The organism is Undibacterium sp. GW821-FHT11H02 (assembly GCF_058808015.1).
The window spans coordinates 228459-242152 of sequence record NZ_JBXARG010000004.1 but is presented as its reverse complement, the minus strand read 5'-3'; the positions used below and the strand labels follow the sequence as shown (position 1 = coordinate 242152).

11 protein-coding genes are annotated in these 13694 nt (G+C 45.5%); 6 read left to right on the top strand and 5 right to left on the bottom strand.

What is annotated here, in order from left to right:
• Positions 1-341 precede the first annotated feature (341 nt).
• Positions 342-1556, top strand: a complete 1215-nt coding sequence (locus AC1RR2_RS06320) for a DUF5009 domain-containing protein (protein WP_493221450.1) — start codon at positions 342-344, stop codon at positions 1554-1556.
• A gap of 265 nt (positions 1557-1821) precedes the next feature.
• Complete coding sequence (locus tag AC1RR2_RS06315; RefSeq protein WP_493221449.1) at positions 1822-2385, top strand: DUF6882 domain-containing protein; 564 nt, start codon at positions 1822-1824, stop codon at positions 2383-2385.
• Between the two features lie 59 nt (positions 2386-2444).
• Here the strand turns inward: AC1RR2_RS06315 and AC1RR2_RS06310 are convergent, their stop codons facing one another.
• Positions 2445-3395, bottom strand: a complete 951-nt coding sequence (locus tag AC1RR2_RS06310; protein ID WP_493221448.1) for a hypothetical protein — start codon at positions 3393-3395, stop codon at positions 2445-2447.
• 428 nt (positions 3396-3823) lie between these two features.
• On the opposite strand from AC1RR2_RS06310, the gene AC1RR2_RS06305 reads away from it, so the two are divergent.
• Positions 3824-4042, top strand: a complete 219-nt coding sequence (locus AC1RR2_RS06305) for a hypothetical protein (RefSeq protein WP_493221447.1) — start codon at positions 3824-3826, stop codon at positions 4040-4042.
• Positions 4043-4445: 403 nt separating this feature from the next.
• The gene (locus tag AC1RR2_RS06300; RefSeq protein ID WP_493221446.1) at positions 4446-4715 is read left to right on the top strand and encodes a hypothetical protein; all 270 of its coding nucleotides are present in this window, start codon (positions 4446-4448) and stop codon (positions 4713-4715) included.
• A 188-nt stretch (positions 4716-4903) separates the two neighbouring features.
• Here AC1RR2_RS06300 and AC1RR2_RS06295 read toward each other — a convergent pair whose 3' ends face one another.
• Genes AC1RR2_RS06295 through hrpA form a run of 3 tightly spaced genes read right to left on the bottom strand, consistent with a single transcriptional unit; the run spans position 4904 to position 9828 of the window.
• Positions 4904-5254: a hypothetical protein gene (locus AC1RR2_RS06295; RefSeq protein ID WP_493221445.1), complete on the bottom strand. Its 351-nt coding sequence runs from the start codon at positions 5252-5254 to the stop codon at positions 4904-4906.
• Positions 5255-5284: 30 nt separating this feature from the next.
• Complete coding sequence (locus AC1RR2_RS06290) at positions 5285-5692, bottom strand: exonuclease/endonuclease/phosphatase family protein (protein WP_493221444.1); 408 nt, start codon at positions 5690-5692, stop codon at positions 5285-5287.
• Positions 5671-9828 carry an ATP-dependent RNA helicase HrpA gene (hrpA, locus tag AC1RR2_RS06285; RefSeq protein ID WP_493221443.1) on the bottom strand — a complete coding sequence of 1386 codons (4158 nt, stop codon included), beginning with the start codon at positions 9826-9828 and terminating at the stop codon, positions 5671-5673. The genes AC1RR2_RS06290 and hrpA overlap by 22 nt, the downstream gene beginning before the upstream one ends.
• Positions 9829-9852: 24 nt before the next feature.
• Here hrpA and argA point away from each other — a divergent pair, with 24 nt between their 5' ends.
• On the top strand, positions 9853-11163 hold the full coding sequence (argA, locus tag AC1RR2_RS06280) for an amino-acid N-acetyltransferase (RefSeq protein ID WP_493221442.1): 1311 nt from the start codon (positions 9853-9855) through the stop codon (positions 11161-11163).
• 86 nt (positions 11164-11249) lie between these two features.
• Positions 11250-11522, top strand: coding sequence for an oxidative damage protection protein (locus AC1RR2_RS06275; protein WP_493221441.1), 273 nt, complete (start codon positions 11250-11252; stop codon positions 11520-11522).
• Between the two features lie 184 nt (positions 11523-11706).
• On the opposite strand, the gene aceB is transcribed toward AC1RR2_RS06275, so the two are convergent.
• Positions 11707-13293, bottom strand: a complete 1587-nt coding sequence (gene aceB / locus AC1RR2_RS06270) for a malate synthase A (protein ID WP_493221440.1) — start codon at positions 13291-13293, stop codon at positions 11707-11709.
• Positions 13294-13694: the final 401 nt, after the last annotated feature.

Below are 13694 nucleotides of genomic sequence, written 5' to 3'. Positions count from 1 at the left end.
ACTAAACCAAATAGGATAGTCAACAATCTCCCTTTCGCCATTTTCATATTTTTTTTCGCGTTGCTTGATGTGAATTTAATAAGCCGCAGTGTGCCTCAATTCAATTCCAATTGAAATATATTTCCCCAAAGCTAAGTAAATTTACCTATCTCTCAAAGTAGTTCTATGCATTGCCGTTTCAGTTGTAGCAGAGTAAATTTCCATACTGCATCATTTGCGGTAATATTTTGTGGCTTACTTGCGCCTCCTCGCGTTGGCTTTTTCTTACCAACTACATGCCTGTTTGCCATCGAAGCAGTACTGTCTTGCCTTAGCTCAGCTTCCTGAAAGTTTGTTTTTTTATGTTAACACCCATCAATACACTCAAAAATCAAAGAATCATTTCTATCGATGCTTTTCGTGGAATCACTTTTTTGATTATGATTATCGTCAATGAACTCGCTGGCGTGGCAGGTATCTCTCCCTGGCTCAAACACATGCCAGCCAATGCCGATGCAATGAGCTTTCCCGATATTGTGTTCCCTGCCTTTTTATTTATCGTTGGTATGTCGATTCCATTCGGAATCAATCATCGCATAGCCAAGGGAGAACAAAGATTCAATTTAAACCTGCATATTCTGTTACGTGCGCTGGCCCTAATCATCATGGGTTTTTTTATGGTGAATGCCGAAGATGGTTACCATCAAGCCTCAATGTCACTGCCGATACAACTCTGGGCGCTGTTATCCTATCTGGCATTCATGTTGATCTGGGGCGTCTACCAATTCAAACAGCGATTACTCAATCATGCCTTAGTTAGTCTAGGGATTTTGATGTTGATCCTACTTGCGTTCAGTTACCGCGGCGGTGTCGATGGTACGCAAAGTATGCAAGCACATTGGTGGGGAATCTTGGGTTTAATCGGTTGGGCCTATTTAATTTCTTGCGCAATTTATCAAGTGACTAAGGGCAAACAATTCTTGCTCTTGCTCGCTGTTGGTCTTTGCACGGTGCTTTACATAATCACACATCAAGCTAGCACGATAGCGCTTGCACAAACCAATCAAACACTGCAATTTATCCTCAGCTTGGACGCACACGCAGCGCATAGCTCTATTGTGATAAGCGGCATTCTTTGTAGTTTAATTTTTTTTGAAGCAAGTCAAACGCTGACACAATCAGATCGTTTTTTACGTGCTTTAGGTTTGACTATAGTGCTAGTCGTCGTCGCAACTTTACTAAGACATGAATTTAAGATTTCCAAAATCTATGCCACACCTTCCTGGTGCTTCTACTCAGCCGCCATTTGCATCAGCGTATTTAGCTTTCTGTATTGGTTAATCGATCTTAAGCAAGTACAAAATTGGATGCGTGTCGTCCAACCTGCTGCGGTCAATCCACTGGTCTGTTACCTGTTGCCATTTGTAATTGAATCCCTACTCAGCTTAACTGGCCTACGCTCTCCTCTGCGGTCCTTCGAGGGTGGCTCAGGCATGCTTGCTGCACTACTCTATGCCAGCCTGATCATGCTTGCGGTACATAGCTTAAACAAGATTAATTTTAAGTTGAAGTTTTGATGTTTTAAAACAATCGCCAGCCTGCCTATGCATATTCGATTAAGGATTGACCAGACGCCAGTAATTCATGCGTCGCGATAACTGAGTTTCATCCAATATCATGTTTCTATTAGCGTAAAAATGGCCACTTCAGGCGGTTCAACGACCTTACAAATTCGGACTCCAATTCCACGACAAAATTGTGCTGCTATAATGGAAGCTATTTCTATCAAATCTATTGGCAAGACATAAACATTTGATTTGATTAGCTTTTTTATCAGCATCCATGAATTACTTCAGCCAATTTATAAACCGCATCTTGCGCCGCACCTCAGAAAAAATGCCCAACGCGGAAGCCTTAGCATTTATCACGACGGCCTTTGAAGAAATGCTCGCCCAACATCGCGAACATGCGACAACTTGGCAGCACGGTAAAGAAAAAGCTTGGACTGCAGATCTCAGCGCTGGCGTTATTATGTTTAAGTTTGATGGTGACAAAACAGGCACGGCACATTTTCAGACGGTAGGTATTTATGAAGAAGCGACGGGAACCTTCACTTGGGCTTGGGCCAATGATTCACTCCCCGCCGCTCTACGCAAACACGCCAAGCTAGCAAAGAAATGGGGGCGAGCCCAACAGCACCCATCTTTCTTAAATAAAACCGTACAGTGCAGTATGGAAGAGGCGTGGAACTTTGCTGCAGCAACCCGAAAAGTCGCCAACGCTCAAAGCGTATATCGAGGTCGTGTCGGTGGCGAATATATTTTCATGACAACCGACGAAGTTCATCTAGATACAGACATCCCCAATGCCCACTGGGCGGCTGGGCGCCGCCGCGCTAGTTGGTAAGCCTTCGTTGATAAACGCTGACTGGTAAGAGCAAAGTTCGGCTATTTACCGGTCTAAGATTAAGGCAGCTCACACGAAGCGGCTTTCGCACTTTGATTTACTAAGTCTAACTCCGAAAAAATCACCATTAATTTATCTGATTTTACTTTGTGCAAGACTTTGTCGATCACACTACCATCCGCTTTAGTGTACTTTGCCAGCTCAACCGAAGCCGACATTACCGACTGATTTAAACTTTTTCTCTTGTCGAGCAATTCTGCGCAAGACAATTTCAAATTAAGTTTGGGCTTAGGAATCCGTCCTTCCACCATACCAAAGAAACGCTCGGCTTGCGACAAATAACCAGTGCGTGCAGTATCGTCAGGAAAGCGCTTAGCGACTTCCACTTCTTTCCTCACAAGTGCAATCTCGGTCTCGCTCACCTCATGCCCTGCCATCATTTTTGTGATCAATGCATCGACTCGAACCCTAGGCTCATGGATGACTTGAGTGATCCTAATATTATCGTAATTACGACACTCGGAAAAACTCAAACTCTTGGTACGTGCCAGGTTATCAGCATAGGCAATGTCGCCTTTGTCCTTGGTATCTTTAATAATAGGATCCCAATGTGCGTCGACCTCCGCCTCACACTCCGCCGTTGTTTTACCACTAGCAAAATCACCGCGCTTGACTTCGACTGGCGCAACTACCTGGGCAGAAACAAATTCATCACACCCGATTTTAGCCAAACCCTCGAACTCGCGAGTACAGTCCGCATGCGAAGAAAAACCACGTTTCTTCGCTTGCTTAAAACCCTGCTGCTGTTCAAACACAGAACGATGAATCTGCTCACCCTGATCATCGTAAAAAACCTCGTCCTTCATCTCATCCTGCTGCGCATTCTGAATTTTCTTTTGCTCAATTGCGGGCTTTAATTGCCACAATACGAACAGCGCGAAAACCAAAAGCAAGAGTAAGTAAATTCTTTTGGCGCTTGGTGCTGATTTGTTGGAAGGTTTTTTGTTCATAGTTTCGCAACATATTAATTAGGAATAGCAAGAGCTTTTGGCGTGTGCACAAATAAGGAGCCCACCACATAGCTTTGAAAAAAATTAGCTATCAATCATATTCGGTTTCTTGATTTCCTGCGCTGAAATCGCTGCCGTGCATTCTCTGGGTGTGCAGGTCGGGTGTGGCCCGACAGCCAATTACCTTTTTTGCTTCGTCAAAAAAGGTAATCCAAAAAAGACGACCGTAGACTCGCCCTGCGGGTGCTTACGCTACGCTTCAGCATAATTTGTGCATCCCAAAAAATGGGAAAGTGTTGAAACTCGCTACGCTCAAACACAACACTTTCTTGTCCATTTTCTGTGACGCACAAATTACATCGTCTCGAACGGGGGTAGGTCAAAGGTAAAGTCAAAAACAACGACTTATAAAGCTATTAGAAAAATGAATGCCCGTTGCTACTGATTGTTTTGCTGTTGCTGTTGCTTTTGACTTTCACCCACTTCTGACACTGCCAATTGTGCGGGACAGAAAATGGATCAAGAAAGCCTTGCTGTTTGAGCCGAAGGCCAGTGGCAGCGTGGTCGCCTTTCTTTTGCTATCTTTTCTTTGGCGAAGCAAAGAAAAGATAGTAGCTGTCGGTCTACCACCGACCTGTGAACGATGAGATTGTTTAGAAGCGAAAATTTGGATAAAAATAGATGATTTTTTTGCGAATGATTGGCTAATCCCGCATTTGCAAAAAACCTAATCACTCGACTTACCGAAAATCGCTGCCTCGCATTCTCTAGGTTTGCTGGTCGGGTGTGGCCCGACAGCCAATTACCTTTTTTGCTTCGTCAAAAAAGGTAATCCAAAAAAGACGACCGTAGACTCGCCCTGCGGGTGCTTACGCTACGCTTCAGCATAATTTGTGCATCACAAAAAATGGGAAAGTGTTGAAACTCGCTACGCTCAAACACAACACTTTCTTATCCATTTTCTGTGACGCACAAATTACATCGTCTCGAACTGGAGTAGGTCAACAACAAAGTCAAAAACAACGACTTATAAAGCTATTAGAAAAATGAATGCCCGTTGCTACTGATTGTTTTGCTGTTGCTGTTGCTGTTGCTTTTGACTTTCACCCACTTCTGACACTGCCAATTGTGCGGGACAGAAAATGGATAAAGAAAGCCTTGCTGTTTGAGCCGAAGGCGAGTTTCAAGGCTTTCCCATTTTTCGTCCTGCACAATTGGGAAGCCGAAGGCCAGTGGCAGCGTGGTCGCCTTTCTTTTGCTATCTTTTCTTTGGCGAAGCAAAGAAAAGATAGTAGCTGTCGGTCTACCACCGACCTGTGAACGATGAGATTGTTTAGAAGCGAAAATTTGGATAAAAATAGGTGACTTGTTTGCGAAAAAGATTGGCGTTTTTCGCGTAGGCAAAAAAAAACTGCCCACACTACCGAGCTGAAATGATTTCTAGCTTCAAATTACCATCGCGATATTTTCAAAGTTTTAGCGGCGCGGGTTTCACCCGCCCTACATGGCTACGCGTGCATAATTGTAAAAACTAATGGAATATGGTCGCTAAACTTTAACCACTCATCCGGTGAAAATAATTCAACTTCATTCACATTGCATTCAAACATTTCATTGGTCGCAAATGCGTAATCGATGTGATATGGCTTTGTTAGTTTTTTCTGGAGGAAAAAGCTTGGTCTCGTTTCTTCACCTTGAAGTTCACCGGTAGAACGGTGGTAGAGGCTACTCATATTGACATGTTCCAACTCACGAACCACATCACTATGATTCCACCACCTGTCCCAGACATCCCAAATTTTATTACTGTTAAAGTCACCACAAAGAATTGTTGGTTCAGCAAATTTTGACTTATGCAATGTCAGATATTTCCAAAGCTGCCCAATATATCAAAATGTTGGCGAATTCGCCTGTTTTGTCCAAACACCTACCAAATTAAATGAATTATTTATTCGAACTGGCAAGAATAATTCCAAATTTTCACTCATCCAATCTAAGCTTTCCAAATAGGTTTGTTCGTTAGCAAAAATCGCTATGCCTCGATTCTTGTTTGTGCCAATCCATCGATAATTCGTTGCCCATTCTTTAAATTCACCGATGGCGAACTCTGGGTTTTCACATTCTTGAATAACGTAAATATCGGCACGAAGTTTTTCGATCTCTCGAAATTTCTTTCTAAATGCACCATTACAATTCCATGTCACGATTTTCATATTACGTCCGATATCGTCATTGTTGATAGCTTGTGAATTTCTCCAGCCCCCCCCAAAAAAACCTACCGCAACAAACTCTCCCAAACCTTCTGCAACCTCTTAACCGACACCGGCATAGGCGTCTTCAATTCCTGTGCAAATAAAGACACACGCAACTCTTCTAACAGCCAGCGGAACTCGATCAACTTAGGATCGGCATCGACACCCGATTTACGTGGCGTGCGTTGCCACGGCTGGGCGACGATGTTCCACTCAGCCATTAACTTTGCATCGCGAGCAGGATCGGCGCGCAGTTTATCCATGCGTACCGTAATCGCTTTAAGATAACGCGGATAATGCGCTAACTGCGCGAAATCGACTTCTGCGATGAAACGTTTGGTGACTAGATTTTGTAGTTGTTGTTGCATATCGGCTGCGGCTTGCGCGTGGGCTTTGAGGCCTTGTAGTTTCTTTGGCAGGCTGTAGTATTCGGCCAAAATTAAGCCTGCTAAACGCGCGATTTCGTTGGCTAATAAATTGAGTCTGGCCTTGCCTTCGTCGCGGCGTTTGTTGAATTCGCCGGAATTTTTCGGCAAGGGCGATTGCATGAAAGCACGGTCTAAGGCTGTCGTGACGATTTGCTCGCGTAACTCTTCTTGCGAACCTAGCGACATAAATTGCATGCCCATTTGCTGTAAGCCAGGGATGTTTTTTTCTAAGAACTTGACTTGTTCTTTCATCTGCAAAGCGAACAGACGGCGTAAGCCTGAGTGATGAACGCGTGCCGCTTCATCGGGGTCGTCGAAGACTTCGATGTGGCAGTGGGTTTGTTTATCGACTAAGGCTGGGTAGCCGATTAAGGTTTGTTTTCCTTGCTGGACTTCTAGTAGTTCCGGGAGTTCGTCGAAGGTCCAGGCAGTTAAGTTTTCCTTTAGGTTTTCTTGCTGGATGGCTGGTGCTGCTGGATTCCCCCTTGCAGGGCGCGATTGCGCTTGCAAGCGCAATCCGGTTTGCGAGCGGGCAGCATGCTGCCCAAATTCCTCGCCAACCCTTTCGCGGGAATGACGGTCAATATTGTTCGTTGTTCCTGCTTGTTTTGAGTTATCTAGCAGAGCCAATTTATCGGCGCTGGCGATTTTCTGAAAACTTTCGCGCGCTTGCGAGCCGAATTCGGCGCGTAGTGTGGCGAGGTTGCGGCCCATTTCTAGTTGGCGACCGTGTTCATCGATGATTTTGAAATTCATCGTGAGATGGGCCGGAAGCAGTTCGAATTTAAAATCGGTGCTCAGGCATTGCAAGCCTTTTTGCTCGCGGATATCGGCGATCAAGGTTTCTAAGAAATTACCTCTGCCGAATTCGTTGCGCTCACAAAATCCCGCAGCGTAATCGGGTAATGGCACGCAATGACGACGGATTTTTTGTGGCAACGATTTAATCAGCAACTGCACTTTTTCTTTGATCATGCCCGGTACTAACCATTCGCAGCGATCACTCGATACTTGATTCAGTGAGAATAAAGGTATCCACAGAGTAACGCCATCACGCGGACTGCCCGGTTCAAAATGATACGAGAGTTGCAAGCCCACACCCGAGACTTGCATGGTCTTAGGGAAGACATCGGTGGTAATTCCGGCAGCTTCGTGGCGCATTAACTCATCTTTGTTTAGATAAAGTAATTTAGGATTGCCCTTGGTCGCTTCTTTGTGCCATTGTTCAAACAAGACCGCATTGTAGACGTCGGCTGGTAGATGCTTGTCGTAGAAAGCGGCGATTAAATGATCGTCGACCAGCACGTCTTGGCGGCGTGATTTGTGTTCTATGTTTTCAATTTCACGTATCAGTTTTTGATTGAAAGCTAAAAACGGTGCGCGGGTATCGAAGTCACCTTCGACCAGTGCATCACGTATAAATATCTCGCGTGCTTCTTTAGGATGCGTTAGGCCATACTGTATGCGTCTTTGGCTGTACACGACTAGGCCGTATAGAGTTGCTCGTTCAAAGCCCGACACTTGACCCGTGCGCTTTTCCCAACGTGGTTCGCCGTAGGATTTTTTGAGTAAATGTCCGCCGACTTTTTCTAGCCATTCTGGTTGTATCTGGGCTAGACAGCGACCGTATAAACGCGAGGTATCAACCAGCTCGGCGGCCATAATCCATTTACCGGCTTTCTTCGCCATGTAAGAACCGGGCCAGATATAAAACTTGATGCCGCGTGCGCCTAAGTAATGTGCATCTTCTTCGGATTTAAAACCGATATTGCCAAGTAAACCCGTCAATAATGAAAGATGCAATTGCTCGTAAGTGGCGGGTGTGTCATTCACACGCCAGCCCTGCTCTTTGACGATAGTCAGCAACTGCGAATGCACTTCGCGCCATTCGCGTAGACGCATTTGACTTAAGAAATTACTGCGGCAATTATCTTGTAACTGACGATTGGTTTTTTTGTGCTCTATCGCGTCTTCAAACCATTTCCAAATTTTAAGATACGACGTGAATTCGGATTTTTCATCGGCGAATTTTTTATGCGCTAAATCGGCGGCAGTTTGCGCGTCCATAGGTCGATCACGGGGATCTTGTACCGACAATGCGGCGGCGATAATCAAGACTTCGCTTAAGGCTTGATTGTCGCGTGCGGCCAAAATCATACGGCCTACACGTGGGTCTAGAGGCAACTTCGCAAGTTCTTTACCGACGGCAGTCAATTGATTGCTGTCATCCATCGCGCCCAACTCTTGCAAGAGTTGGTAACCATCGGCAATCGCGCGACCGGGTGGTGGTTCGATGAAAGGGAAACTTTCGACATCCGTCAGACGCAAAGACTTCATCCGCAAAATAACAGCGGCTAAAGACGAGCGCAGAATCTCAGGTTCGGTAAATGCCGTGCGTTGTTTGAATTCTTGTTCCTCATACAGACGAATACACACACCAGCCGCGACACGACCGCAACGACCCGCGCGTTGATTCGCTGCAGATTGAGCGATCGCTTCGACTTGTAATTGTTCGACTTTATTACGATAACTATAGCGCTTCACGCGAGCCAAACCAGCATCGACAACGTAGCGGATGCCGGGAACCGTCAGAGAAGTTTCAGCGACATTGGTCGCTAATACAATGCGACGTGCATTCGATATTTTGAAAACACGTTCCTGTTCTTGTGCCGACAGACGAGCGAACAAAGGCAGGATTTCTACATGCGGTGGATGATGCTTACGCAGAGCTTCTGCCGCATCACGAATCTCACGTTCACCGGGCAAAAACACTAGCACATCGCCAGAACCAATGCGACACAATTCATCGACGGCATCGGTGATCGCCACCATCAGATCACGTTCTTTGTCTTTTTCATCCGCTTGAATTGGACGATAACGCACTTCGACCGGATACAAACGACCTGAAACTTCGATTACGGGCGCAGCTTTACCGTTTTCACCAAAGTGATTGGCAAAGCGTTGCGCATCTATCGTCGCGGAAGTGATGATCACTTTCAAATCACGACGCTTAGGCAAAATTTGCTTGAGGTAGCCGAGCAAGAAGTCAATATTGAGACTGCGTTCATGCGCCTCATCGATGATGATGGTGTCATATTGACGTAAGAGCGGATCGGTCTGTGTTTCCGCCAACAAGATACCGTCGGTCATCAGCTTGACCGAGGCACCTTTGGTCAATGTATCAGTAAAGCGAACCTTAAAACCGACATGCTCGCCCAATGGAGAATTCAGTTCTTGCGCAATACGCTTCGCCGTCGATGAGGCGGCAATACGACGCGGTTGCGTATGACCAATCAAGCCTTTTTGACCGCGCCCTAGTTCCAAACAAATTTTGGGTAATTGTGTGGTTTTACCTGAACCAGTTTCGCCACAGACGATGATGACCTGATTTTTTTGCAGCGCCTCGGCGATTTCATCACGCCTGCCGGAAACCGGCAATTCTTCAGGATAAGTAATGACAGGCGGTGGATTACGAAATGGCAGCGCTGGCTCTGGTCGGGTCTCTGGCTTTTTCGCTTGTAGCGGTCTGGCTTGTACAGGCTTCTGCTTATTCAGAGGTAGCGGTTTATTTCCTGACTGGCTAGCATTTTCAGCACGACTATGCGCTAATGCAGGCTTGACTTGCTTATCCTTTTTAGGAAATCCGGTGGGTTTGACTTGTTGTTGTGCCGCTTGACGCAGGCTATCACGCAAAGCCTTCAAGTCAGCAGGCGTTTTTTTTGGTGATTTTTGGGGAGTTTTATTATCAGACATAGCGGACGCGATTATAATCCGTCCATGGAAAATTCTGTTCAATTCGTTCATTGGTTGCGCTCGGTCGCACCGTATATTCATGCCTTCCGTGGAAAGACCTTTGTGGTCGCGTTTCCGGGGGAACTCGTAGTGGCTGGCGCCCTGCCCGTTTTGGCGCAGGATTTGTCGCTACTCCATGCCCTCGGAATCAAAATCGTAATTGTGCATGGTTCACGTCCACAAGTTGCCGAGCAACTTGCGCTGCGTAATGTCGAAGGTCGTTTTCATAATGGCATACGCATTACCGATACTGCCGCGCTCGAATGCTCAAAAGAAGCGGCGGGTGAATTGCGCTTGGATATTGAAGCGGCATTCAGTCAAGGTTTACCAAATACGCCGATGGCACATGCTGCGATCAGGATTATTTCTGGCAACTTCGTCACTGCCAAGCCTATCGGCATCGTCGATGGTGTTGATTTCCAATTGACAGGAACCACGCGCAAAGTAGCCTATGACACCATCGATAGAATTTTAGATGCGGGCAGCTTAGTTTTATTGAGCCCATTAGGTTTTTCACCGACTGGTGAGGCATTTAATTTGACCATGGAAGACGTGGCGGTGTCTGCTGCAAGTGCCCTACGCGCCGACAAATTAATTTTCATTTCCGAAACCCCGATGTTGGTCGATCAAGATGGTGATGAAATACGTGAGCTATCTTACAAACAGGCTGAGGTGGAATTAAGCAAAGCTTACTTGCCATCTGACTCCGCTTTTTATCTCGAACATGCGGTCAAAGCGTCGCGCGGTGGAGTGCCACGTATCCATATCGTGCCCTATAAAATTGACGGTTCCGCTTTATTAGAGTTATTTACCCATGATGGCGTAGGCACCATGATTTCGACAGAAAATCTGGAAAGCTTGCGTGAAGCAACGGTCGAAGATGTCGGCGGCATTATTAAATTGATTGAGCCTTTAGAGGCGGATGGCACCTTAGTCAAACGCGGTCGCGAATTGATAGAGCGTGAGATCAACTACTTCTCGGTGATTGAGCATGATGGCGTCATCTTTGGTTGCGCAGCGCTTTATCCTTTCCCTTTTGATAAAATGGGCGAGATGGCATGTTTGACGGTTAACCCTGATGTACAGAGCCAGGGTGATGGCGAGCGCATACTGAAGCATATGGAAAAACGCGCACGTCGTGCCGGATTTCACTCCCTGTTTGTCCTCACCACTCGTACCGCACATTGGTTCTTAAAGCGCGGCTTTGTGCAGGCAACGGTCGATGATTTACCGAAAGACAGACAAAAAATGTACAACTGGCAGCGTAAATCCTTGGTCTTAATCAAGCAGCTTTGACTGCAATCGACGACTGAATTTAAGAATCAAACGTATAATCTCAGCCTGATCACCCTAGAATTTGAATTATTGAAGGAGTAAGTATTATGGCCCGCATGGTCCACTGTATAAAATTAGATAAAGACGCCGAAGGTTTAGATTTTCCAACTTACCCTGGCGAATTGGGTAAAAAGATTTATGAAAACGTGTCCAAAGAAGCCTGGGCGGCCTGGTTAAAACATCAAACCATGCTGGTCAATGAAAATCGTTTGAATCTGGCGGATACCCGTGCCCGTAAATATTTGGCGACCCAGATGGAAAAACATTTCTTCGGTGATGGTGCCGATGCTGCACAAGGTTATGTACCGCCTGCTGAATAAGGATTTAGATGTCAGCACGAACAAAAAAGCGAGCCTTTTGAGCTCGCTTTTTTTCTACAATAACAAATGCTTGATTTGTTTTGTCATTTAATTGCACCCGCGAATAGAGAAAATTCATTATCAGAATCTTACTCGGAATCTTACTCAAAAAGATCTCGCAGATGCGGTCTCCTCATGTCACCACTTAAATCTCTTCGTACAAAGCTAAAGTCAAAAACTCAGCAAAATCAGCGGACGTCGACATCTGCTCAAAAATCTGCGCTGCCCTGTCGTACGTTGCGCCGTCACCGACGGATTGTTTGACCTTGACTAACTCTTCCTTCGTCATCGCACGCACCATTTCTGCGGTAATTTTGCGACCATCTTCCAACTTGCCTTTTGCCGAGCGTATCCATTGCCAGACTTGTGAACGACTGATTTCAGCCGTGGCCGCGTCTTCCATCAAATTATGGATTGGTACGCAGCCATTTCCAGCCAACCAAGCGCCTAAATAGTGAATACCAACGTTAATGTTGTAACGCAATCCCGCTTCGGTGATCGGTGTCTCTGGTTGGAAGTTAAGCAAGTCCCTGGCCGTGACTTCTATGTCGGGACGTTTCTTGCTGATTTGATTGGGCGCCTCTCCTAACACTTTTGTAAATTCTGTCATCGCCAGATCAACTAATCCCGGATGCGCGACCCACCCCCCGTCATAGCCATCAGTCGCGTCACGGGCTTTGTCATTACGCACGCCGCCCATCGCGATTTCATTTTTTTCTGTATCGTTTTTGATCGGAATTAAAGCGGCCATACCACCAATAGCAGGTGCATTTCTGTGGTGACACGTCTTCAGTAACAAGAGTGCATACGAGCGCATAAATGGCGCAGTCATTGTGACCTTAGCGCGGTCTGCTAAACAGAAGTCCTCATCATTTTTGAACTTTTTGATACATGAAAATATGTAATCCCAACGCCCCGCATTGAGTCCAGAACTATGTTCACGCAATTCATACAAAATCTCATCCATCTCGAATGCGGCAAGTATGGTTTCTATCAATACGGTCGCTTTGATGGTGCCTTGCGGTAAGCCCAATTCGTTTTGAGTCATGACGAATATCTCATTCCACAAACGTGCTTCCAGATGCGATTCCATCTTTGGCAAATAGAAGAAAGGTCCAGCACCACGGGCTAATTGTTCTTTCGCGTTGTGAAACATGAATAAGGCGAAATCAAATATCCCGCCAGAAATACGTTTGCCATCGACCAACACGTGTTTTTCATCCAAATGCCAGCCGCGCGGACGCACTACCAAAGTCGCGACCTTGTCATTGAGCTGATAGTGTTTGCCATTTTGTTCAAGGCTAATCGTACGCCGTACAGCATCGCGCAGGTTGATCTGGCCAGTGATTTGATTATCCCAGTTTGGCGTATTGGAATCTTCAAAATCCGTCATATAACTATCAGCGCCAGAATTTAAGGCATTAATAATCATCTTGCGCTCTACCGGCCCTGTGATTTCTACCCGACGACATTCGAGTGCTTTGGGGATAGGTGCAATGCTCCAGTCGCCGTCGCGGATATGCGCAGTCTCAGCCAAAAAATCAGGACGCTCTCCGGCATCCATGCGTGCGGCCCGAGCGAGCCTAACTTCAAGCAATTCTTGACGACGGTTTTCAAAATGACGACTTAATTTCGCGACTAAATTCAAAGCATCTGTCGTCAAAATTTGTTCGAAACCCGGTTTCATTGCACCGGTGATTTGCATGCCTTCAGGTAATGTGATTTGTGTCATTGCAGCCTCACTCATAAAAATTATCAAAAAATAAGTAAAAAACAGGTTCAATCATTGCACTGCACAATTTATTCTTACTTGTTGATTTTTAGCAGTAGTAATGACTAATTTATTCATTTTCTAAAACAATATTTAGAAAAATAAAAAAAACAGAGCTAATAAAGAATAAATTGAATACTTGAATCAAAGTATATTCAACATTCTTGTATACATAATGCCTCGTTTTATCACAGTATTCTTGCATTTTAGTTTCAAGTGAACGATTTTATGTAAATATATAGTTACTATTTATCAAAAGATGACCAGCACTTCAAACTCATTTGAAGTAAGTGCGGTGAGCTGAAGCGAAACATAGGCTTCGTTCAAACCAATATGAATTAGCGAAATTGATCAAAAATAAC